Source organism: Actinoalloteichus fjordicus (genome assembly GCF_001941625.1).
Lineage (GTDB): Bacteria > Actinomycetota > Actinomycetes > Mycobacteriales > Pseudonocardiaceae > Actinoalloteichus_A > Actinoalloteichus_A fjordicus.
Genome location: NZ_CP016076.1, coordinates 2,113,582 through 2,134,652 on the forward strand (window position 1 = coordinate 2,113,582; position 21,071 = coordinate 2,134,652).

Annotated in this window: 21 protein-coding genes; 17 read left to right on the plus strand and 4 right to left on the minus strand. The window is 70.2% G+C overall.

Annotated elements, in window-relative coordinates; genetic code table 11:
* Positions 1-271 precede the first annotated feature (271 nt).
* From UA74_RS31670 to UA74_RS31675, 5 genes are all read left to right on the plus strand, one after another.
* Entirely contained in the window at positions 272-1,012 is a 741-nt protein-coding gene (locus UA74_RS31670) for a M23 family metallopeptidase (protein ID WP_083682900.1), read from the plus strand.
* Between the two features lie 492 nt (positions 1,013-1,504).
* Positions 1,505-2,257: an FAD-dependent thymidylate synthase gene (gene thyX / locus UA74_RS09565; protein WP_075739935.1), complete on the plus strand. Its 753-nt coding sequence runs from the start codon at positions 1,505-1,507 to the stop codon at positions 2,255-2,257.
* Between the two features lie 617 nt (positions 2,258-2,874).
* Entirely contained in the window at positions 2,875-3,831 is a 957-nt protein-coding gene (gene dapA / locus UA74_RS09570; RefSeq protein ID WP_075739936.1) for a 4-hydroxy-tetrahydrodipicolinate synthase, read from the plus strand.
* The gene (locus UA74_RS09575; RefSeq protein WP_075739937.1) at positions 3,828-5,519 is read left to right on the plus strand and encodes a ribonuclease J; all 1,692 of its coding nucleotides are present in this window, start codon (positions 3,828-3,830) and stop codon (positions 5,517-5,519) included. Before dapA ends, UA74_RS09575 begins: the two co-directional genes overlap by 4 nt.
* Positions 5,520-5,697: 178 nt before the next feature.
* Positions 5,698-5,850, plus strand: coding sequence for a hypothetical protein (locus UA74_RS31675; protein WP_157434079.1), 153 nt, complete (start codon positions 5,698-5,700; stop codon positions 5,848-5,850).
* 67 nt (positions 5,851-5,917) lie between these two features.
* Here the strand turns inward: UA74_RS31675 and UA74_RS33440 are convergent, their stop codons facing one another.
* A complete protein-coding gene (locus UA74_RS33440; RefSeq protein ID WP_232237700.1) occupies positions 5,918-6,136 on the minus strand; it encodes a hypothetical protein in 219 nt (72 codons plus the stop codon).
* Between UA74_RS33440 and UA74_RS09580 the strand changes: the two genes are divergently transcribed.
* Positions 6,129-8,516: an FtsK/SpoIIIE family DNA translocase gene (locus tag UA74_RS09580; RefSeq protein ID WP_232237701.1), complete on the plus strand. Its 2,388-nt coding sequence runs from the start codon at positions 6,129-6,131 to the stop codon at positions 8,514-8,516. The two genes, UA74_RS33440 and UA74_RS09580, sit on opposite strands and share 8 nt — an antisense overlap.
* A gap of 105 nt (positions 8,517-8,621) precedes the next feature.
* Here UA74_RS09580 and UA74_RS09585 read toward each other — a convergent pair whose 3' ends face one another.
* Together UA74_RS09585 and UA74_RS09590 are read right to left on the minus strand one after the other, a co-directional pair.
* Positions 8,622-9,131 carry a phospholipase gene (locus UA74_RS09585; RefSeq protein ID WP_198042976.1) on the minus strand — a complete coding sequence of 170 codons (510 nt, stop codon included), beginning with the start codon at positions 9,129-9,131 and terminating at the stop codon, positions 8,622-8,624.
* A gap of 196 nt (positions 9,132-9,327) precedes the next feature.
* Positions 9,328-9,840 (minus strand): amino-acid N-acetyltransferase, encoded by a 513-nt coding sequence (locus UA74_RS09590; protein ID WP_075739939.1) that lies wholly within the window; start codon positions 9,838-9,840, stop codon positions 9,328-9,330.
* Between the two features lie 97 nt (positions 9,841-9,937).
* On the opposite strand from UA74_RS09590, the gene UA74_RS09595 reads away from it, so the two are divergent.
* The 9 genes from UA74_RS09595 (at position 9,938) to UA74_RS09635 (ending at position 17,992) form a co-directional block, all read left to right on the plus strand.
* Positions 9,938-10,312, plus strand: coding sequence for an RloB domain-containing protein (locus tag UA74_RS09595; protein ID WP_075739940.1), 375 nt, complete (start codon positions 9,938-9,940; stop codon positions 10,310-10,312).
* A 71-nt stretch (positions 10,313-10,383) separates the two neighbouring features.
* Positions 10,384-11,781: a 30S ribosomal protein S12 methylthiotransferase RimO gene (gene rimO / locus UA74_RS09600; RefSeq protein WP_075739941.1), complete on the plus strand. Its 1,398-nt coding sequence runs from the start codon at positions 10,384-10,386 to the stop codon at positions 11,779-11,781.
* Positions 11,778-12,392 carry a CDP-diacylglycerol--glycerol-3-phosphate 3-phosphatidyltransferase gene (gene pgsA / locus UA74_RS09605; RefSeq protein WP_075739942.1) on the plus strand — a complete coding sequence of 205 codons (615 nt, stop codon included), beginning with the start codon at positions 11,778-11,780 and terminating at the stop codon, positions 12,390-12,392. The genes rimO and pgsA overlap by 4 nt, the downstream gene beginning before the upstream one ends.
* A 197-nt stretch (positions 12,393-12,589) precedes the next feature.
* On the plus strand, positions 12,590-13,039 hold the full coding sequence (locus UA74_RS09610) for a CinA family protein (RefSeq protein ID WP_075743606.1): 450 nt from the start codon (positions 12,590-12,592) through the stop codon (positions 13,037-13,039).
* A gap of 151 nt (positions 13,040-13,190) precedes the next feature.
* The gene (locus UA74_RS09615) at positions 13,191-13,625 is read left to right on the plus strand and encodes a helix-turn-helix domain-containing protein (RefSeq protein WP_075739943.1); all 435 of its coding nucleotides are present in this window, start codon (positions 13,191-13,193) and stop codon (positions 13,623-13,625) included.
* Positions 13,626-13,729: 104 nt separating this feature from the next.
* Positions 13,730-14,473: a hypothetical protein gene (locus tag UA74_RS09620; RefSeq protein WP_157434081.1), complete on the plus strand. Its 744-nt coding sequence runs from the start codon at positions 13,730-13,732 to the stop codon at positions 14,471-14,473.
* Between the two features lie 125 nt (positions 14,474-14,598).
* Complete coding sequence (locus tag UA74_RS09625) at positions 14,599-15,417, plus strand: PspA/IM30 family protein (RefSeq protein ID WP_075739945.1); 819 nt, start codon at positions 14,599-14,601, stop codon at positions 15,415-15,417.
* A 13-nt stretch (positions 15,418-15,430) separates the two neighbouring features.
* A complete protein-coding gene (gene pspM / locus UA74_RS09630) occupies positions 15,431-16,216 on the plus strand; it encodes a phage shock envelope stress response protein PspM (RefSeq protein ID WP_075739946.1) in 786 nt (261 codons plus the stop codon).
* Between the two features lie 507 nt (positions 16,217-16,723).
* On the plus strand, positions 16,724-17,992 hold the full coding sequence (locus UA74_RS09635; protein WP_075739947.1) for a uracil-xanthine permease family protein: 1,269 nt from the start codon (positions 16,724-16,726) through the stop codon (positions 17,990-17,992).
* Between the two features lie 317 nt (positions 17,993-18,309).
* On the opposite strand, the gene UA74_RS09640 is transcribed toward UA74_RS09635, so the two are convergent.
* Entirely contained in the window at positions 18,310-19,143 is an 834-nt protein-coding gene (locus tag UA74_RS09640) for a ParA family protein (RefSeq protein ID WP_075739948.1), read from the minus strand.
* Positions 19,144-19,273: 130 nt separating this feature from the next.
* Here UA74_RS09640 and UA74_RS09645 point away from each other — a divergent pair, with 130 nt between their 5' ends.
* Positions 19,274-20,065 (plus strand): class I SAM-dependent methyltransferase, encoded by a 792-nt coding sequence (locus UA74_RS09645; RefSeq protein ID WP_075739949.1) that lies wholly within the window; start codon positions 19,274-19,276, stop codon positions 20,063-20,065.
* Positions 20,066-20,281: 216 nt separating this feature from the next.
* Positions 20,282-20,695, plus strand: coding sequence for a DUF3040 domain-containing protein (locus UA74_RS09650; protein ID WP_075739950.1), 414 nt, complete (start codon positions 20,282-20,284; stop codon positions 20,693-20,695).
* The last annotated feature ends 376 nt before the right edge of the window (positions 20,696-21,071 follow it).

Consider the following 21,071-nt stretch of genomic DNA (forward strand, 5'->3'; position numbering starts at 1 on the left):
TGTGGCCACGTGGGTGACCTGGAGTTGTGACGGTCTGTGGAGTTTCGGGTGCGTCGTTATGGCGTGGCGGGGTGCTGGGTCACAGATGTTGGAAGCGGTGGGTGACCGGCGCTTACGGTCTGGCTTGTACGTCACGGTCCGGTCACGAGAAAAGCATCAAGCAAGGCCCCCGCGTGTGGGAGTGAGTCCCCCCGGGATGTGTGGGCCGGTCGGTTTTCCCCGCCGATCGCAGTGGCTGTGCCGTTTCCCCGAGACGCAGGAAAGGTTGACGATGCCCCGTACCACTCTGAACGGGCAGTTCACCACCCCGGCGACCCTGGACGGCACGACTCCCGGCACTTCCCGTACCTCGCGTTCCGGCCGTTTCTTCCGTCGCGGCGCGGGCCGCGCGGTGGTCGCCTCGACTCTGGCGGGTGCGTTCCTGTTGGGTGGCCAGCCGATGCTGGCCGGTGCCGCCGAGGACGGCGGTCCCGACAACTTCGTGGAGGTCCAGAGCACGGAGTCGGTGCTGCCTGCCTTTTATGACAATCCCGCTCGTGGTTTGACGTCGTTGGTGAATGAGACCAAGGCGGAGGCTGATCGGGTGGCGGCGGAGGAGGCTGCGGCTGCGGAGGCGGCGGCGCGTCCTGATTTCGTGAAGCCTGCGGAGGGCACGTTCACCTCTGGTTTCGGTGGTCGGTGGGGCACCACGCATTACGGTGTCGACATCGCCAACTCGATTGGTACGCCGGTGGTGGCGGCCACCGAGGGCACCGTGATCAACGCGGGCCCGGCCACGGGCTTCGGTCAGTGGGTGCGGGTGCAGGCGCCGGACGGCACGATCACCGTCTACGGCCATGTGGAGTCGTTCACCGCTGCGGTGGGCCAGCAGGTGGCTGCGGGCGAGCAGATCGCCACGGTCGGCAACCGGGGCCAGTCCACCGGCCCGCACCTGCACTTCGAGGTCCAGGTCGGCGGTCAGAAGATCGACCCCCAGCCCTGGCTCGCCGAGCGCGGCATCACCCTCCAGTAAGACCACCGACACACCCACACCGAGACGCCCGCCAGGCACCCTGGCGGGCGTCTTCGTGCGTTCGCAGCCGAGTGGGTCCGATCGGGGAGCCGGTGGTGGTGTCTCGCCCCGCCTACCGGGACGTCGCACCGGCAAGCGGGATGACGTCGCTCAGGCACGGTCAGGTGACGTCTTCGGTGGCCGGCTGCTGACGTCGCTCCGAGCAGGCCACCTGACGGCGTGCCAGACGGCTCCTGCCTCTCGCGGGGCCGGGTGCCGAACTTCTCGCCGGGCGCGGTCGCTACGTCTCGCGGGGCTGGGTCCCTACGTCTCGCAAGGCCCCGGCGAAGGCGATGCGGCGACTCGCCAGGCGTCAGGTCGACGCCGATGCCGCCGCCATCGGGGCTGACCGCTACGCTTCGGCCCGCGTCGGGGGAACGCAGGCCGACGTAGCACGAGGTCGCCTGCCGATTCCGGCGCGAGTGCACTGTGTCAAGAGGGAAGTGGGTGGACGTGACCGAGCTGGTGTCGCTGAAGGTGCAACTGATCGCGAAGACCGAGTTCACGCCACCGGAGGACGTGCCGTGGACCACCGACGCGGACGGCGGTCAGGCGCTCGCCGAGTTCGCCGGGCGCGCGTGCTACCAGTCCTGGCGCAAGCCCAACCCGGCCACCGCAACCAACGAGGGCTACCTGCGGCACATCCTGGAGGTCGGCCACCTCTCCGTGCTCGAGCACGGCAGCGTCAGCTTCTATCTGACCGGTATCTCCCGGTCGCTGACCCATGAGCTGATCCGGCACCGTCACTTCTCCTACTCACAGCTCTCGCAGCGCTACGTCCCCGAGCGGGACGCCGCCATGGTGGCGCCGGACGTGATCGCCGAGGACCCCGAGCTGCACGCTCGGTTCCTCGCCGCCGCCGAGGCAGGCGTCGCCGCGTACAACGACCTGCTCGAAGGCCTGCAGAAGAAGTTCGCCGACATCCCCAACGCCACGCTGCGCCGGAAACAGGCCCGGCAGGCCGCCCGCGCGGTGCTGCCCAACGCCACCGAGACGCGGATCGTGGTCACCGGGAACTACCGGGCCTGGCGGCACTTCATTGCGATGCGGGCCACCGAGACCGCCGACGTGGAGATCCGGGCTCTGGCGGTCGAATGCCTGCGGCAGTTGCAGAAGGCGGTCCCGAACGTCTTCGGCGACTTCGACATCGCCGAGCTGACCGACGGCACCGAGGTCGCCTCGAGCCCGTATGTCACCGAGGGCTGAGCGGGTCGACTCCGCCGTCTCACTCGGCCGTGGCCGAGGCGGACCGGCTCCCGGCGTCAGCCCGACGAGGCGGTGGGGCAGGACCGGAGTCGGTCCTCGGCGTGTCCTCGCCGGATGACCACCTTTTCTCGGCCTCGTCGGCATGACGTCGCGCTCCGGCGGACGTCTCCGCCGGATGCGGCGCCCGGCGGTCCCCGCGTTCGGCGGCGCCGTCCGCAGTGGAGCGGGACGCGCGGCAGACGGGCCGGACCCGTCCGATTCATCGGCGCGAGACGACCGGGGGTCCCGGTGGGCGTGACGAACGCGACGCGGCAGACCCCGTCCTCGGCGACCACCATGGGTCGGTGCGATCACGTCGCCGGATCGAAGGCCGCTCGGCCGCGTCGCCGCCTGCGGACCTCGGCGTCCGCGAGGATCGGCCGACCCGAAGCACGGCCGCGACCCGATCGAAGCATGAGGCTTCACCCTGTACGGGCGGTGCGTATTGCCGCCTGTCGGCCGGTTTCGTCCTGGTTGACCCGATCGGGCGGAACCATTCGGGCGGACCCGCGCCACCTCGCGCTGTGTCCGTCCGCCGTACCTGCTGGACTACGAAGAGAGACGGTAGCGTCACCATCATGACCGGATGTCCCACCGCCTTGCCCGGCAGGCCTTTCGGCCGGGTGCTGACCGCGATGGTCACCCCGTTCGACGCCGAGGGCGCGCTCGATCTCGATCTTGCGCAGGAACTCGCCGTGCACCTGGTGGACAACCAGGGCAACGACGGACTGGTGATCAACGGAACCACCGGCGAGTCGCCGACGACCACCGACGCGGAGAAGGTCGACCTCATCCGGGCGGTCACCGACGCGGTCGGCGATCGGGCCACGATCGTCGCGGGTGCGGGCACCAACGACACCCGACACTCAGTACAACTGGCCAGGGACGCGGAGAAGGCGGGCGCCCACGGGCTGCTCGTCGTCACGCCGTACTACTCCCGCCCGCCGCAGGAGGGCCTGATCGCCCATTTCACGGCGGTGGCGGACGCGACCGAGCTGCCGGTGATGCTCTACGACATTCCGCCGCGCTCGGTGATCCCCATCGAGGTCGAGACGCTGCGGACGCTGGCCGAGCATCCGCGCATCCTGGCGGTGAAGGACTCCAAGCACAATCTGTGGGCGGGCAGCGAGATCATCGCCAGCACCGACCTCGCGTACTACTGCGGCGAGGACCCGCTGAACCTGCCGTGGCTGTCCGTCGGCGCCGTCGGATTCGTCTCGGTCATCGGCCACGTCGTCGGCGACCGCCTGAAGCAGATGCTCGACGCCTTCGAGGCGGGCGAGCCCGCCAAGGCCAGGGAGATCCACGAGGGCCTGCTGCCGGTGTACCTCTCGATGAACCGCATGGGCGGCACCATGTTCGCCAAGACGGCGTTGCGGCTCTGTGGTTTCGAGACGGGACAGCCGAGGCTGCCGCTGCCTGCTCCGTCCGAGGAGGAGACCCGGCTGATCGCGGCCGATCTGTGGGAGGCGGGCCTCGTCCTGGTCAATCCGAACACCATGGCCGAGACGGCCCCGAAGGCAGGCGACCAGTGACACTGACGGCAACGGATCAGCGCGGAGCCCCCGGCCCGCTTCCCGAGGGCGCCCTGCGCATCGTCGCGCTCGGCGGCATCGGCGAGATCGGCAAGAACATGACCGTCTTCGAATACGACGGTCGGCTCCTGATCGTGGACTGCGGAGTCCTGTTCCCCGAGGACGACTCGCCGGGGGTGGACCTGATCCTGCCGGACTTCCGCGCCATCGAGGACCGGATCGACGACATCGAGGCGCTCGTCCTCACTCACGGCCACGAGGACCACATCGGGGCGGTGCCGTTCCTGCTGAGGCTGCGTCCCGACCTGCCGGTGATCGGTTCCCGATTCACCCTCGCGCTGCTGGCCGCCAAGTGCAAGGAGCACCGACAGGTGCCCCGGCTCCAGGAGGTCAAGGAGGGCGAGCACACCCGGCACGGCGCCTTCCAGTGCGAGTTCTTCGCCGTGAACCACTCGATCCCGGACGCGTTGGCGGTCGCGATCCGCACGCCTGCGGGAACGGTGCTGCACACCGGAGACATCAAGCTAGACCAGCTGCCGCTGGACGGACGGCTCACCGACCTGGCCGGGTTCTCCCGGCTGGGTGACGAAGGCGTCGACCTCGCCCTGGTGGACTCCACCAATGCCGAGGTCCCCGGCTTCGTCCCGCTGGAGCGCGACATCGGCCCGGTCCTGGACGGGGTCATCGGCAAGGCGACCCAGCGGGTCATCGTCGCCTGCTTCGCGAGCCACGTGCACCGGGTCCAGCAGGTGCTCGACGTCGCCGTCGCGCATCGCAGGCGGGTCGCGTTCGTGGGTCGTTCGATGGTGCGCAACATGGGCATCGCCGTCGACCTCGGACTGATCAAGGTGCCGGAAGGCCTGCTGATCGACCTGGACGAGGCCCTGCAGCTCCCGGAGAGCAAGGTGCTGCTGGTGTCCACCGGCTCGCAGGGCGAGCCGTTGTCGGCCCTGTCGCGGATGGCCAGGGGCGACCATCGACAGATCTCCATTCGCGCAGGCGACACCGTGGTGCTCGCCAGCTCCCTGATCCCCGGCAACGAGACCGCCGTGTTCGGCGTGGTCAACGGGCTGGTGCGCCTCGGCGCGCAGATCGTGCACCAGGCGAACGCCAAGGTGCACGTCTCCGGGCACGCCTCGGCGGGCGAGCTGCTGTACCTCTACAACGCGCTGCGCCCGAGCAACGTGATGCCGGTCCACGGCGAGTGGCGACACCTGCGGGCCAACGCCGCACTGGCCGAGGCGACCGGAGTGCCCGCGAGCCGCACCGTGATCGCGGAGGACGGCGTGGTCGTCGACCTGATCGACGGCATCGTGCAGATCGCGGGCCGAGTGGAGATCGGACACGTCTACGTGGACGGGCTCTCGGTCGGCGACGTCGGCGAGTCGACGCTGTCGGATCGTCTCGTCCTCGGCGAGGGCGGCTTCATCTCCATCACCGTCGCGATCGACAGCGCCACCGGTCGCGCCGTCGCCCCGCCGACCGTGTCGGGTCGCGGGTTCTCCGACGACCCCAAGGCCCTGGACGAGGTCGTCGCGCTGGTGGAGTCGGAGCTGTCGCGCACCGAGGTCGAGGGCATCACCGATCCGCACCGCGTCGCCCAGGCGGTGCGCCGGGTCGTCGGTCGCTGGGTGGCCGCCACCTACCGCCGCAGGCCGATGATCATCCCCACGGTGCTGCCGGTCTGATCTGCCGGGCTGCCGCCTGCCCGTCCGAGGGCAGGCGGCGGCTCTGGCCGAGGCGTGTTGAATCAGCTGGTCCTGATTCGATGAAGGTGATGACCGCCGCCGAGGTCTCCCGATGCCTCTCCACCGTGCCGGACCAGGCAGAACACGGCGAGCGCATCGTCGTGACACGAGGAGGTGGATGCTCGCCGTGATCGGTCCTGCTCCGGTCCTCTCCGGTCGGGTCTTCAAGGACCTGGTCAGCCGAGGCGGACTCGACGAGGACTTCGGACGAGACGTCGAACAGGCCCGAGAACTCCTCGTCGAGCAGGAGCCTCCGTGGCACGACGACTGATCTCCGGCTCCGGGCCTTCTGCCGAGCTGGGCGCGGCACCGGTCACCCTCGGCAATGTCCAGCCGCCTCAGATCACACCAGAAGCCGTGTGGTTCGTGTGGCGGATGGTGCCGCCTACTACCGTATGACACATGGCTGGGCGGACCACGACCTCGGGGAAGAGCACCACGGGTAGTCGAAGCACGTCGAAGTCGGGCGGCAGTCGATCCGGCAGCCGCACGACGACGCGACGGCCCTCGGGGAAGAAGGCGTCGACCTCGGGTCGGCGCAAGGGCTCGGTGACCACGCTGACGCTGCTCAAACGGGGCGCGGGCAGTGTGGTTCGCGCGGTGTCCCGTACCCGCGAACTCGATCCGGAGCATCGCAGGGACGCCCTGGGCATGGTGTTGATCGGCCTGGCCATCGTGACCGCCGCAGGCGTCTGGTGGGAGGCGGGCGGCCCGGTCGGGTCCTGGGTGGACGCGGCCCTGCGCAGCTTCCTCGGCCTGGGCGCGGTGGTCTTCCCGATCGTCCTGCTGGGCGTCGGCTTCTCGCTGATGCGTGCCGAGGCACAGCCGGAGAACCGGCCTCGTCATGCCGTCGGCTCGCTGCTGGCGATCCTCGGCGTGCAGGGAATCCTGCACCTCGCGACCGGTGCCCCCACCGATCCGCCCGCCTGGCGGGACTCGGCCGGGGTCATCGGCTTCCTGCTCGGCGGCCCGCTCGGCCAGGGCCTCACCGCCTGGGTCGCGGGCCCGCTGCTCGCCCTCATCTGCGGCCTCGGCCTGCTGATCCTCACCGGCACCTCCGTGCGGCGGATTCCCGAGCGGCTGCGTGAGCTGGCCGGACTCACTGATCCCGACCGCGTACTGCGCGAGGAGCGCTATCCGGTGGACGCCGAGCCGATCGAGCCCGTCACCGCGCGGACGCGCAGGCCTGCCCGGCGTAGGCAGGGCAGCGCGGCGGCGTCGGCGGCCGAGGCCGAGGCCGAGACGGCAGCGGAGGTCGACGCACCTGCCGCCGCCCCCGCCCGCCCCGGCCGGGCGAAGAAGGCCAAGCCCGCAGCGGCAGGCGCGGCCGGGGCGGCTGCGGCGAGTTCCGGCGCGGACGCCGACCACGACGCCGCCACGCAGGCCGTCGCCGCAGAGCCCCCCGCCGAGAGCGCAGGCTCGGGCGGCTTCGCCCCGGTGCGGGCGGTGGAGGGCGACTATCGGCTTCCCCCGGCCGACCTGCTCAAGGCGGGAGATCCGCCGCGAGCGCGCAGCAAGGCGAACGACTCCATGATCGAGGCCATCAGCGGGGTGCTGGACCAGTTCTCCATCGACGCCAAGGTCACCGGCTTCACCCGTGGCCCGACGGTCACCCGCTACGAGGTCGAGCTGGGCCCCGGCGTGAAGGTCGAGAAGATCACCGCGCTGACCAAGAACATCGCCTACGCGGCGGCCACCGACAACATCCGGCTGCTCGCGCCGATCCCCGGCAAGTCGGCGGTCGGCATCGAGGTGCCCAACAGCGATCGCGAGATGGTCCGGCTGGCCGACGTGCTGTACTCCACGACCGCCGTCGGCGACGAGCATCCGCTGGTGATCGGCCTCGGCAAGGACATCGAAGGCCACATGCTCACCGCGAACCTGGCGAAGATGCCGCACCTGCTGTGTGCGGGGTCGACCGGGTCCGGAAAGTCGAGCTTCGTCAACTCGATGCTGGTCTCCCTGCTCGCCCGCGCCACGCCCGCCGAGGTCAGGATGATCCTGATCGACCCGAAGATGGTCGAGTTGACCCCGTACGAGGGCATCCCGCACCTGATCACGCCGATCATCACCCAGCCGAAGAAGGCGGCCGCCGCGCTGAGCTGGCTCGTGGAGGAGATGGAGCAGCGCTACCAGGACATGCAGGTCAGCAAGGTCCGGCACGTCGACGACTTCAACCGCAAGGTGCGTTCTGGCGAGATCACCGCCCCGCCGGGCAGCGAGCGCGTCTACCAGCCCTACCCCTACATCCTGGCGATCGTCGACGAACTCGCCGACCTGATGATGACCGCGCCTCGGGACGTCGAGGACGCCATCGTGCGCATCACGCAGAAGGCGCGGGCGGCGGGCATCCACCTGGTGCTGGCCACGCAGCGGCCCAGCGTGGACGTGGTGACCGGTCTGATCAAGACCAACGTCCCCTCTCGACTGGCCTTCGCCACGTCCTCGCTGACCGACTCCCGCGTCATCCTCGATCAGCCCGGCGCGGAGAAGCTGATCGGCATGGGCGACGGGCTCTACCTGCCGATGGGCGCGTCCCGTCCGGTGCGGATGCAGGGTGCCTTCATCACCGACGAGGAGATCTCGGCGGTCGTCGCCTACACCAAGGACCAGGCGCAGCCCGAGTATCAGGACGGGGTCACCGTCGCCAAGGCGGGCGAGCAGAAGGAGATCGACTCCGACATCGGGGACGACCTCGACGTGCTGCTCCAGGCCGCCGAGCTCGTGGTCACCAGTCAGTTCGGCTCGACCTCGATGCTGCAACGCAAGCTCCGGGTCGGCTTTGCCAAGGCGGGGCGCTTGATGGACCTGCTGGAGAGCCGCTCGATCGTCGGCCCGTCCGAGGGTTCGAAGGCGCGCGATGTGCTGGTCAAGCCGGACGAGCTGGACTCGGTCCTGCTGCTGATCAAGGGCGGCGGCTCCGCCGAGGAGGAGTGAGCGGTTTCGGCAGGCTCACCCGGCGGTCGGCGCGGGTCGCCCGGCGGAGGCGAGACACCGAGAGGCTGGTGCGGGCCCCAGGACGCGCACCAGCCCGCCGGGTGATCAGCGGCCGCTGACCAGCTGCGCCTGGGTCTCGACCTTGCTCAGGGCGTCGGCCGTGGTGCCGGAGCCGCCGAAGTTCCGGACCGCGTAGTAATAGACGTCTGCGGTGCGCTCACACGTCCATCCGCCGCCGCAGACCGAATACATGTCGGACCGGAATTTGTCGTCGATACGCAGTCGGTTCGCCTCGGTGAACCGGCCCTGCAGCTTGTAGTTCCGGTAACCGAAGTCGTGCCGGTGGCAGGAGTTGAGGAATTCGTATCCGAACGGCTGGTCGGGCGACCAGGAACACCCGTCGGACGACCAGTCGAGCTGATCCGAGTGCGGCGCCTGTCCTCGGGTGGTGACGAACTGGCCGAGCGAGACGCTGAAGACCTGATTGTCCGTGAAGGCCTGGAGTTCGGCGGGCGGCAGGGCGGCGTTCGCGGTTCCGGTGCCGAGGAAGACGGCGGCGGCGGCCAGGACCGAGGCGAAGGCGGCCTTGACGGTGCGGCGCAGGGTGGTTGTCACGAAATCTCCTAGCAGGTCGAGATGCTGGTAGAAGATTTCTAACTGTTCGGTCTTGGTAAAGCCAGGAGCCCGGCTCGAAAGCGCGGATGAACAGGGGGTGCGGACTGGGGTCGAATGCCTAGGGGGGTACGGAATAACGACGACCCATCGTGACGGATAGTCCGCATTGGAATGAGTCAACGGCCGATCGGGTGATTCACGACGGCAGTGTCAACAGCATTCGACTGTTTCCGAGGGTGTTGGGCTTGGCATAGGGCAGGTCAAGGAACTCCGCGACCCCCTCGTCCAGCGAGCGCCGCATCTCCTCGTAGACCTCGGGAGAGACCGGGGTGCCGTCGATCTCCACGAAGCCGTGCCTGCCGAAGAACTCCGTCTCGAAGGTCAGGACGAAGATCCGGGCCAGCCCCAACTCCACCGCCGCCTCGACCAGCCGCGCCACGACCCGGTGGCCGACGCCCCGGCCCAGCGCCGACGGCGCGACCGCCACGGTCCTGATCTCGGCGAGGTCCTCCCACAGCACGTGCAGCGCGCCGCAGCCCACGACCTCGCCGTCCACCTCGGCGACCCAGAACTCCTGGACGCTCTCGTACAGCGTCACCAGCTCCTTGGTCAGCAGGACCTTCCCCGCGTACGCGTCCACCAGCGTCTTGATGGGACGGACGTCGGCGATCCTGGCGCGACGGACGAGAACCACTGGCTGCTGTGACACGACGAGAACACTAGCCCGGCGCGCCGCAGTCCGACCCCGATCGAGACTGCCACCTCACCCGTTGAGATCAACCCGACCGGGCGCTGGACGAGCTCGAATGGTGGTGGTCGCAGGTGTCAGCGTCCCAGCGCGCGGAGCTGATCAACGAGGCGATCTGGTGCATCGGTTGATCAACGGCTGCTTCTTCTACCGTAGAACTCGGCGACGCAAGACCCGACTCGACTTCGAGTTCTGGCTCCTGCTGCACTTCCAGGAGCGGACCGCCTGGCTGCGCGACGCCGACGCGACGATCCGGGAACTCCGGCGGCACCTGCCGCGTTACGAGAAGAGCACGGTGAGCCTCGCCGATTTCGCCGAGGGCGTCGACGACGCGGTCCGCCGCGCCAAGGCCGCCGAGCGCGACACGCCGCACCACACGCGGAACCCCTCCACCAGCGTGTGGCGCCTGGTCGAGCGCATCAGGGCCCCGTGAGGTCATGGCGGTCTGGTGTCGGCCGTTACCCTTGTGCCGTGCCGCCACCACCTGCCGCTCGCCGCGTCGCCATGGTCACCCTCGGATGCTCTCGAAACGAGGTGGACTCCGAAGAGCTGGCCGGCCGGCTCTCGGCCGACGGCTGGGACCTGGTCGAGACCGACGGCCCGCAGCAGCCGGACGTCGTCATGGTCAACACCTGCGGCTTCATCGAGTCGGCGAAGAAGGACTCGGTGGACACGCTGCTGGCCGCCGCCGACACGGGCGCGAAGGTCGTCGCCGTCGGCTGCATGGCCGAGCGCTACGGCGTCGAGCTGGCCGATCAGCTTCCCGAGGCCGACGCCGTACTGGGCTTCGACCACTACCCGGCCGTGGCCGAACGACTCGACGACGTCCTCGCCGGGCGATCCCTGGCCTCGCATACCCCCACCGACCGCAGGCTGCTGCTGCCGATCTCCCCGGTCCAGCGGCCCACCGCCGCCGAGGACGTCACGGTTCCCGGCCACGCCTGGGGGCCGACGGTCCTGCGGCGCAGGCTGGACGACGCCCCGGTGGCCCCGCTCAAGCTCGCCTCCGGTTGTGATCGTCGCTGCACCTTCTGCGCGATCCCCTCCTTCCGAGGCGCCTTCGTGTCCCGCACGGCCGAGGAGATCCTCGGCGAGGCGGCCTGGCTGGCCGAACAGGGAGTTCGCGAGCTGTTCCTGGTGAGCGAGAACTCCACCTCCTACGGCAAGGACCTCGGCGATCTGCGAGCGCTGGAGAAGCTGGTTCCCCGGCTCGCCGCCGTCCCCGGCGTCGACCGGGTGCGGGTCTCCTACCTTCAGCCCGCCGAGACCCGGCCGGGGCTGATCGACGCCATCGCCACGACGCCGGGTGTCGCCCCCTACTTCGACCTGTCCTTCCAGCATTCCAGTGAGACGGTGCTCCGTAGGATGCGCCGGTTCGGCTCCACCGAGTCCTTCCTCGCCCTCATCGATCAGATCCGCGCCAAGGCCCCGGAAGCGGGCCTGCGGAGCAATGTGATCGTCGGGTTCCCGGGGGAGACCGAGGCGGACGTCGCTGAACTGGAGGACTTCCTCACCAGGGCTCGGCTCGACGTGGTGGGCGTCTTCGGTTACTCGGACGAGGACGGCACCGAGGCGGCGGACTTCGACGGCAAGGTCGACGCCGACGTGATCGCGGAGCGGGTCGCCAGGGTCTCCTCGCTGGTGGAGGAGCTGACCGCGCAGCGCGCGGAGGAACGCGTCGGCGAGGAGGTCACCGTGTTGGTGGAACGAGTCGAGACCGAGGACGAGGACTGTGCGGGTCGTGCCGCGCACCAGGGTCCCGAGGTGGACGGGGAGTGCATCTTCAGCGAGTCCGAGGGGTTGAAGGTCGGTGATCTCGTCCGGGCCAGGGTGATCGGGTCCGAGGGCGTGGACCTCATCGTGGAGCCGGTGGATTCGGGGCCGGGAGGGCAGGAGTCGTGACCGCCGCCGCCGACGACACCGTCGAACCGACGCCGACCCCGGTTCCGGTCGTCAACGTCGCCAACGCGCTGACGGTCTTCCGTCTCCTGCTCGTGCCGGTGTTCCTCTTCGCGCTGCTGGACGACGGCGGCGAGAGCACCACCTGGCGGCTGGTGGCGACCGGGATCTTCCTGCTGGCCGCCGCGACCGACCGCCTGGACGGCGACCTGGCCCGCAAGCGCGGGCTCATCACCGACTTCGGCAAGATCGCCGATCCGATCGCGGACAAGACCCTCATTGGCTCCGCGCTGATCGGACTCAGCATCCTCGGCGAGCTGCCCTGGTGGGTCACCGTCGTGATCCTTGCGCGCGAGCTGGGGGTCACCCTGCTCCGGTTCTGGGTGATCCGCCACGGCGTCATCCCGGCCAGCCGAGGCGGCAAGGCCAAGACGATCGCGCAGATCGTGGCGATCGTGCTCTTCCTGCTGCCGCTGCCGGACGGATTCGCCTTCGCGGCAGGCACGGTGATGGCCGTGGCGGTCGGGCTGACGCTGGCCACCGGGATCGACTACGTGGTGCGGGCGGTGCGGCTGCGGGCCAGGGGACGTCGGGCGATCGCGGGAGCTCCGTGACCTCGGCTGACACGTCGGCACGCCCACGAACAGCGGTCCCGACACCGGCCGGGGGGATCTCGGAGCGCCCTACGCCCGGCGGAACCGGAGCGGCGGCGAGGCCGGACCTCGCGCCCGCGGACTCGATCGTCGGGGAGGCAGCCGCCGCCGCATTCGAGGCGGTCGTCCGCACCGATGCGTTGCGACGCTGCGTGGCGATGCTGCGCGGCCGCCGCGAGACCTTCGCGGTCGCGGAGTCGCTGACCGGCGGGTTGGTCAGCGCGGTGATCACCGGGCTCGACGGTGTGAGCGAGGTGTTCCGAGGCGGCCTGGTGGTCTACGCCACAGACCTCAAGTCGGAACTGGCCTCCGTCGATCCGGCGCTGCTCGCCGAGCACGGCGCGGTGCACCCCGACGTGGCTGCTCAGCTGGCCGACGGGGCCCGGCAGCGCTGTCGCGCGGACTGGGGAGTGGGCCTCACCGGGGTCGCGGGGCCCTCGGCGCAGGACGGCGTGGTCCCCGGGACGGTGCATGTGGCCGTGTGCGGTCCGACACGTCGGCTGGTGCGCTCGGCCCGGCTCGACGGCGACCGGGCCACGGTCCGGATCGGCGCCGCCGAGCTGGCCCTCGGCCTGCTGGCCGAGGCGATGACGGAGGACGTCGGCTGATCGCCAGGGGGCCCACGGCCAGTTCGCCGAAGCGAACGTCGGGAACATCTCGGCGTGGTCACTCGTTCGCCGTGGGCGGACGTGGGAGAAGAGTCGCTGACGGTGCCTGCCAGGCTCGGTACGGTGGTCTCACGGTGGAAGGAGACACAGGATGGCCGTCTTGCTGCGGGAGGCTATCGGCGAGCGGCTGCGCCACGAGCGCACCGCGCAACGTCGAACGCTTCGCGAGGTGTCGCGCATTGCCCGGGTGAGCCTGGGATATCTCTCCGAGGTCGAGCGGGGGCGCAAGGAGGCCTCCAGTGAGCTCCTTGCCGCGATCTGTCACGCCCTGGAACTGGAGCTCGCCAGGCTCCTCGACGACGTGGCCACCGACATCCGGGGTGAACTGGGCTCCGAGACGGTGCCCGTCCAGGCCGGGGCGTCGACGGCTGCCGAGCGTTCGGCCGGACCCGGCACCGGGGAGATCGAGGGCGGCAGGCTGGTGCCCTCGATGATCGGCTCGGATCTTCGTGTTCAGCCCGTGCGGGGGCGTGCGCGCCTCGGCTCGACGATGCAGATCACCAATAAGGTGGTGGTGGCGGCGTGAGGCGACTTCGCCCCGGACGTCCCGCCATTCCCTAGAATCGTCCCCAGGTAGTGCGCCGGAGCACCGACGTGGCAGGCGCCGTCGGTGGAAACGGGGGAGCAGCGGTGTTGACGACGATCGTCGCGGTGGCGGCGCTGGTTGTGATCGCCGTCCTCGTGCTGCTCGTCGCCCATGCCAGGCGGCAGGCGGTCGCGGGCAGGCAGTCCGACGCCGAGCGCTCGACCTTGGAGAGTCCGGCCCGCCAGTGGCGTGCGCGCGGCGACAAGGCCGTGGAGCGCATCGAGCAGCTGACGCGGTCGCGTCCCGAGCTGTCCGGCGTCCGAGCCGACGCCGAGGCCGTGGCCGCCGAGCTGCGGGAGACCGAGGGCCGGGTGGCCATGCTCGACGAGGCCATCGCCTCCGTGCCGTCGCCGGAACTGTCGGCGGGGCGGGCCAGGCTCGTCGCCTCGGCGGAGTCCGGCGCCGAGGCGGACCGCGCCGAACTGCTCGACGCCGTGCGCTCGGTGGACCAGACACTGGAGTCGGATCGACGGCGACGGGCCACCCGAGACGCGCTGCTCGCCAGGATGCACGGCACGGTGTCGGGACTGGAGGCTGCGGTGTCGGAGGTGCGCGAATGGGTCGGCGAGGCTGAGAGCGTCGTGTCCCCGAATTCGGCGGCGGAGTCGACTCGCTCCGCGTCGACCACCTCCCCTCCTGATCTCGACGCCGTGTCCAGGCCTGCGATGGCGGACCGGTCGGGGGCTTCGGTGGAGCTCGCCGAACGGTTGCAAGGCTTACGGGAGGGGCTGGTCGAGGTGCGGCGACTGCCGGATCACGGCTCCCCGCCCACTCAGGGACTGCCCTGATATCTACCGGGGGCGGTGGAAGCCGTTGAGCACACCTGACACGATGTAATGGGAATCGGAACCGGGTCAGTGCTCGGAAGCGGTCAAGGTGATGTCCGAGTGGTTAGAGAAGGCAGGCGGAGGAGATGGCCAACCCGTTCGTGAAAGCTTGGAAGTACCTGATGGCGGCGTTCTCGTCGAAGATCGACGAGCATGCCGACCCCAAGGTGCAGATCCAGCAGGCCATCGAGGAGGCACAGCGGCAGCACCAGGCTTTGTCCCAGCAGGCCGCAGCCGTCATCGGTAATCAGCGCCAGTTGGAGATGAAGCTCAATCGGCGTCTGGGCGACGTCGAGAAGCTTCAGGCCTCGGCGCGGCAGGCGCTGGTCATGGCGGAGGACGCCATGGTCAAGGGGGACGCGGAGAAGGCGACACAGTACGAGAACAGCGCGCAGGCCTTCGCGGCTCAGCTCGTCAGCGCGGAGCAGGAGATCGAGGACCTCAAGAGCCTCCACGACTCGGCGATCCAGGCCGCGGGCGAGGCCAAGCAGGCCGTCGAGCGCAACTCGATGCAGCTCCAGCAGAAGATCGCCGAGCGCACCAAGCTGCTCAGCCAGCTTGAGCAGGCGAAGATGCAGGAGCAGGTCTCCAGCTCGTTGCAGAGCATGAGCGAGCTGGCCGCGCCCAAGAACACCCCGAGCCTCGACGAGGTGCGGGACAAGATCGAGAAGCGCTACGCGACGGCCATGGGGCAGACGGAGCTGGCGAAGAACTCGGTGCAGGGCCGGATGCTGGAGGTTCAGCAGTCGACCATGGACATGGCCGGTTCCTCGCGTCTGGAGCAGATCCGCGCCTCGATGCGGGGCGGCGGCGCTGCGGGCGAGGTGACCAGCGGACAGGCTGCTCCCACGCCTGCGACGCAGGCCGTCCAGCAGCCGGGTCAGCAGCAGCCGGGCCAGGCCTGAGTCACCGACGACGATGGCCATCGACAAGCGTGACTGGGCCAGGCACGCGTCCTCGGTCGGCCGGCTCGGTATCGAGCTGGCCGACGAGGTGCGTCGGGGCGTCTCCACCTGGCGTGATCCACGGGCCAAGGCGGAGCGACGCCGGAAGCGCGCGAAGCGTGGCCTGGGGTTTCGCGTCGGGCTGGCCGCGCTTGCCGGGGCCGGGGCGTTTCTGATCGGAAGCGATCCGGGGATCGAGTTCGGCGAGGTGGTGCTGGGCGGTGTCGCCGTCGCGGCCTCTGCCTCGTCGGTCTCCTCCGCCATCCGCGTCAATCGGCTGTATCGGACGCCGCTGCCTGCGGCCGCCGCACCGCCGCCGGAGCTGCCGCCGGTCTCCTCGGCGGCTCGGGCGCCGATTCAGCGGCTCACCGCAGCGGAGGAGAGTCTTCGCGAACTGCTGGACCGGCTGAGCGATCCCGCATCGGGCGTTCCGCTGGACTCGGTGGTGCAGACCCGCCTGACCGCCGCCGACGCGGCCTCGGCCGTGCGGGACGGCGCGGAGCGCCTGCAGGTGGTGGAACGGGCCGCTGAGGCGGCCCCGCCCGCTGAGCGGGCGGGGCTCGCGCCGGAGATCCGGCGGCTGGCCGAGCAGCTTGACGAGAGCGTCGACGGCTACGGCAGGCTCGTGGCGGCCGCAGGGCGGGCCGTGGCGGCCTCGGCCTCGGCTGCCGAGCCGCAGGCCGCGCTCACCGACGCCTCCGACCGGCTGGCGGGACTGGCGGCCGCGCTGCGCGAGCTGTCGCGTGGACCGGGGCTGTGAGACGAAGCCGGGGCGTGACGAGCCAGGGGCTGTGACGAACCCAGGGCCGTGACGAGCCTGGCCGGAACCGTGCCAGCCCCCGGCTCGTGCCCCGGAGCGGGTGGAGCGTGCCCGGTGACGCGGACTGTGCGGAAGCGGGGCCGGCGGATTTTCCGAAGCGACGGTCGCGACCCGTGTCGAGGGCCGGACCGGCCGGGTTCGCGGGACGATCCGTGTCGACGGACCCGACTGCATAGGCGAAAAGCGACGGCGATCCGGTGACTGATCGGCACCGGCGCCGACCCGGTCACGCTCGGGTGGTTCGCTCCGGGCGGGCAGCGTGTTCTCGCGGCGGAGCCGTGGGATCCGGACACACTGCCTGTTACTTTCCGTAACATATTTTCGGCATTCTGGCCGAAAAAGCCTGCTTTCTTCGTACATCCGAGTGATATCGGATAGTTATCTGCCGTTGTTGGCTACAACCCGTGGCAGGATCGCCCACTACAGCACCTGTCGGGGGTGAGGTAGTTGGCGCTGTGGGCTGTCCGCGGCGGCGGTCGCTCGGTACGAGACGGGGTCGCCGTCGCGGCCGATGAGCGGCTCAGCTGGCCGGTGACGATCGGTTTCGGGTTACAACATGTCTTCGCGATGTTCGGCGCCACGGTGTTGGTGCCGCTACAGACCGGGTTCCCCGTCACCACCACGTTTCTGTTCTCCGGGCTCGGCACGCTCCTGTTCCTGCTCGTCACCCGGAATCGGGTGCCCAGCTATCTCGGCTCGTCCTTCGCGTTCGTCGCGCCGTTGAGCGCCGCGCAGGCCGACGGCGCCGGGCCGGCCGTACTGCTCGGCGGTGTGCTGGTCGCCGGGCTGCTCCTGGTCATGGTGGGCATCGCGGTGAAGGCGCTGGGCGCCAGGCTGCTGGACTCGCTGATGCCTCCGGTGGTCACCGGTGCCGTCGTGATCCTGATCGGCTTCACGCTGGCGCCGATGGCCGCCGAGGACGTCGGCGCCCAGCCTGCCGTCGCGCTGATCACCCTGCTGAGCATCATCGGCATCGCGATTCTGGGCCGTGGGCTGCCTGCGCGGCTGTCCGTGCTGCTCGGGGTCCTCGTCGGCTGGGCGGTGGCCCTGGTGGTCGACGGTGTCGACCGGGAGGCCGTCGTCCGCCTCGTCGAGGCGCCCTGGATCGGCCTTCCCGAACTGACCTCGCCGATGGTGTCGCCCTCGACGACGCTGCTCGTGCTGCCGGTGATCCTGGTCGTGGTCGCCGAGACCGTCGGCCACGTCAAGGCCGTCGCGGCCGTCACCGGTCGAGACCTGGACGGCAGTGTCGGGGACGCGCTGATCGGCAACGGGCTGGCCACCGCCATGGCAGGCGCGGGCGGTGGATCCGCGACGACGACCTACGCCGAGAACATCGGCGTCATGGCGGTGACGAAGGTCTACTCCACGGCGGCGTACGTGATCGCCGCCCTGATCGCCGTCCTGTTGTCGCTGTCGCCCAAGTTCGGCGCCTTGATCCTGACGATGCCGCTCGGGGTCCTCGGCGGCGCGACGATGGTCCTCTTCGGTCTGATCGGACTGGTGGGCGTTCGGATCTGGGTGGACAACCGAGTGGACCTCGGCGACCCGGTGAATCTGCTCGTCGCCGCCGCGGCGCTGATGGCGGGCATCGGTGATCTCACCTTCGTGATCGGCGGCGTCGAGCTGGGCGGCGTCGTGTGGGGCTCGCTGCTCGTCGTGGTGCTCTACCCGCTGCTGAGCAGGTTGTCGAGACGACTGGGGCGGGGTGGCTGAGCGCGCCGGAGGGTGCCCGCACGCTCGTCGCCTCCTCGGCCGTTCCGGTGCACGGGGCGGCTTCAGATGTCTGCCCGTCGCCAGGACGGCAGGCGCGGCATCGGACCGGCGGTCACCACTCCGTCAGAAAGACGCCCCAAGACCTGGCGATGTCGACGTCGTCTCGTCCGCCGGGAGAACCGGGCCCTTGTCAGGCCGAGACCCGAAGCGCGCGCTCGGGCCTGCGGCGGCGGTAGCGTGCCGACGGCCTGCGTGGCAGACACCCGGTGAGCCGCACCGTCGGCGAGGACACGTCCCCCGTGCCCGGAGGTCGAGACTCAGCCCGCCTCCGAGTCCTCCTCGGCACGCGCCCGGGTCCGGCGGCCCCGACCTGCCCGCAGGACCCTGGCCAGCAGCAGATTGAAGGCCAGGGAGACCTCACGGGCGCCGGGAGTGCCCCACTGATGGATCGGCATGCACGCGCCCTGCGCCTGCTGCACGGCGAGCCGATCCGGCAGCACGACCGGCATCACCAGCGGGCCGAAGATCTCCCGCAGCTCGTTGATCCGGAACTGGTGTTCGTGCGAACGCGGCCGGACGCGATTGACCACGACGCCCAGCGGCTGGAGCTCGGGATTGTTCTCGTCACGCTCGGTCTGCACGGCCTCGAAGGCACGCTGCACGCCGGAGACCGCGAACATCGTCGGCTCGGCGACCAGCAGCGCGCGATGCGCGGCGACCAGTGCGGATCGGGTCAGCCTGCCCAGCGAAGGGGGACAGTCGAGTAAGACGAGCTGGAAAGGCCGTTCCTGGGCGATGTTCAGCTCGTTGACGGCACCGAGGACCCGCGACAGGGTCGACAGTCGTTTCAGGCTGGGGTCGGGCGTGTTGTGCAGCTCGGCGTCCTCGGAGCCGACGAGCACATGGACGTCCTCACCCCAGCCGCTGGGCACGACGGCCGAGGCCAGCACGGAGGGACTCGGTTCGGCCAGGACGTCGGCGAGGTCCGCCTCGGCGTCCTCGGGTTCCAGCGCCGACGTCGCATTGCACTGCGGGTCGAGGTCGACGACCAGGGTGCGCAAGCCGCGTCGCATGGCTGCCGAAGCCAGTCCCAGCGCGACGGTCGTCTTGCCCACACCACCTTTCAGGCTGAGGACTGCCACGGTATGCACGGGTGCAGCCTACGGGCAGTGGCCAGTGGGCCGGCCAGTGCGCGGGTGCTCTTCGATCTCCGGACGGCCGCTGCCGCGCGGGGTCGCGTCCACGCCGAGGTGCGCACGCAGGGCCGTTAGGCTCTGCGCCATGCGTTCCGAGGCCGTCCACCGCGTTCTGATCGCCGAACTCGCCGCCGCGCGAGCCCGGCAGGCGGGCCGTGCTCCGCGCGCCCCTCGTGTCCTGGACGTCGGCGGCGGCACCGGAGTGTGGGCGGTGCCCATCGCGGCGTCCGGCTGCGCCGTCACGGTGATCGACTCCAGCCCGGACGCCTTGGCGACGCTGCGCCGCCGAGCCGCCGACGCGGGCGTCGCCGAGCGCGTGCTCGGCGTGCAGGGCGACATCGAGACGCTCGGCGACCTCGTCCCGTCGGCCGACGTCGACCTCGTGCTCGGCCACGACGTGCTGGAGTTCGTCGAAGACCCGGCCGCGGCCCTTCGGTCGCTCGCGGCCGTGCTCGTGCCCGGTGGAGCGGTCTCGGTCCTGGTGTCCAACCGCTATGCGGCCGTGATCCATCGCACGCTCGCGGGCAGGCTGGACGAGGCGCGGGAGTTGTTGACCGACCCGGCGGGGCGGCTGGGCTCTCGGGACGGGACCCACAACCGGGACCCGCTGCTGCGGCGTTTCGACGCCGCAGGACTGTCGGCCCTGCTGAGCGAGGCGGGGCTGGCCGTCGAGACGGTGCAGGGCGACGGGGTGCTGTCCGACCTGGTTCCGGGCACCGTCCTGCAGACCTCCCTCGCGACGGGGGAGACGCTGACCGAGCTGGAGCGGGCGGCCGTCGGACACCCCGCACTGCTCGCGACGGCGACCAGGCTGCACGCGCTCGGCCGACGAGACGAGGGCACCGTCGAATCCAGAGTCGAGTCGATCACACCCTGAGAACGGGAAATGCCTGCTCACCCCGGTTCAAACCTCGAACTTCGCTCGATCCGGGCCGAGTTCGTGGCATATGAAAACGCTCGGGTGCCCAGACCGGGTAGTCGAGGCGTGCTGTGCCTCGTATCCTTAGGGATGACACCCCACGTGAGGTGTCCACCGGGGTCTAAGGCCACGAGACCATCCGGTGCCCGCGACCCCAGTGCCGGAGGAGGAGCAATGCCACTCTCCGAGCACGAGCAGCGACTGCTCGACCAGATCGAGCGCGCGCTCTATGCCGAGGACCCGAAGTTCGCCTCCAGCGTGCGTGGAGCACGACTGCGCAAGCCCGCCAGGCGTCGCCGCCTGCAAGGCATCGCGCTGCTGGTGGTCGGTCTCGTCATGCTGGTGCTGGGGGTGGTCCTGCCGGTGCGTGTGGCGGACATCCCGATCATCAGCGTGCTCGGCTTTCTGCTCATGTTCGGTGGTGTCGCCCTGATGCTGATGGCTCTCCGTTCCACACCGGCGGAGGGCGAGGAGTCTCAGGGCGAGACTGCGGAAGAGAGTGCGGCACCGCCGTCGCGCCGTCCGAGGAGCTCCTTCTCGCAACGTATGGAGGAGCGATTCCGCAGGCGCATGGACGGTGATCGCTGATCACGCGTTCCGATCACCGTCCCTCCCGGTGAGGGCGGTGATCGGGACCGCGATCCGAGACGTCGCTCGCGGTCGACCGCGATACCGACGTTCCGGGTCTCGTCAGGCTGGGGGCGGCCTCGCTCCCGCCTGGTCGGCGGCTTCGGCCTGACCGCAGGCCGAAGGCGCGGACCGCGTCTCTCGCGCCCTGCGCCGGTGTTCGGCCCTCGGTGCTCGTGGTGTCGTCGAGTTCCCCGCGATGCCCGTGACCCCCTAGCTCGCCGTCGACGCCCTCAGGTCTCCTGCGGGGCGGCTCGTGGCGTCCGGCTGCTCCGGCCTGTGGCAGGACCCCCGTCTCGTCTCCGTGACAGCGTCCGTGCCGTCGGAGCCGGTCGAC

What these genes read in the sequence shown, in the direction of transcription:
- UA74_RS09610 (WP_075743606.1), top strand. Translation starts at nt 12,590, where the DNA reads ATGCTGCGCGGCCGCCGCGAGACCTTCGCGGTCGCGGAGTCGCTGACC.
- dapA (WP_075739936.1), top strand. Translation starts at nt 2,875, where the DNA reads ATGACCGGATGTCCCACCGCCTTGCCCGGCAGGCCTTTCGGCCGGGTG.
- UA74_RS09615 (WP_075739943.1), top strand. Translation starts at nt 13,191, where the DNA reads ATGGCCGTCTTGCTGCGGGAGGCTATCGGCGAGCGGCTGCGCCACGAG.
- UA74_RS31675 (WP_157434079.1), top strand. Translation starts at nt 5,698, where the DNA reads ATGCTCGCCGTGATCGGTCCTGCTCCGGTCCTCTCCGGTCGGGTCTTC.
- UA74_RS09625 (WP_075739945.1), top strand. Translation starts at nt 14,599, where the DNA reads ATGGCCAACCCGTTCGTGAAAGCTTGGAAGTACCTGATGGCGGCGTTC.
- rimO (WP_075739941.1), top strand. Translation starts at nt 10,384, where the DNA reads ATGGTCACCCTCGGATGCTCTCGAAACGAGGTGGACTCCGAAGAGCTG.
- UA74_RS09645 (WP_075739949.1), top strand. Translation starts at nt 19,274, where the DNA reads ATGCGTTCCGAGGCCGTCCACCGCGTTCTGATCGCCGAACTCGCCGCC.
- UA74_RS09595 (WP_075739940.1), top strand. Translation starts at nt 9,938, where the DNA reads ATGGTGGTGGTCGCAGGTGTCAGCGTCCCAGCGCGCGGAGCTGATCAA.
- UA74_RS09650 (WP_075739950.1), top strand. Translation starts at nt 20,282, where the DNA reads ATGCCACTCTCCGAGCACGAGCAGCGACTGCTCGACCAGATCGAGCGC.
- pspM (WP_075739946.1), top strand. Translation starts at nt 15,431, where the DNA reads ATGGCCATCGACAAGCGTGACTGGGCCAGGCACGCGTCCTCGGTCGGC.
- UA74_RS31670 (WP_083682900.1), top strand. Translation starts at nt 272, where the DNA reads ATGCCCCGTACCACTCTGAACGGGCAGTTCACCACCCCGGCGACCCTG.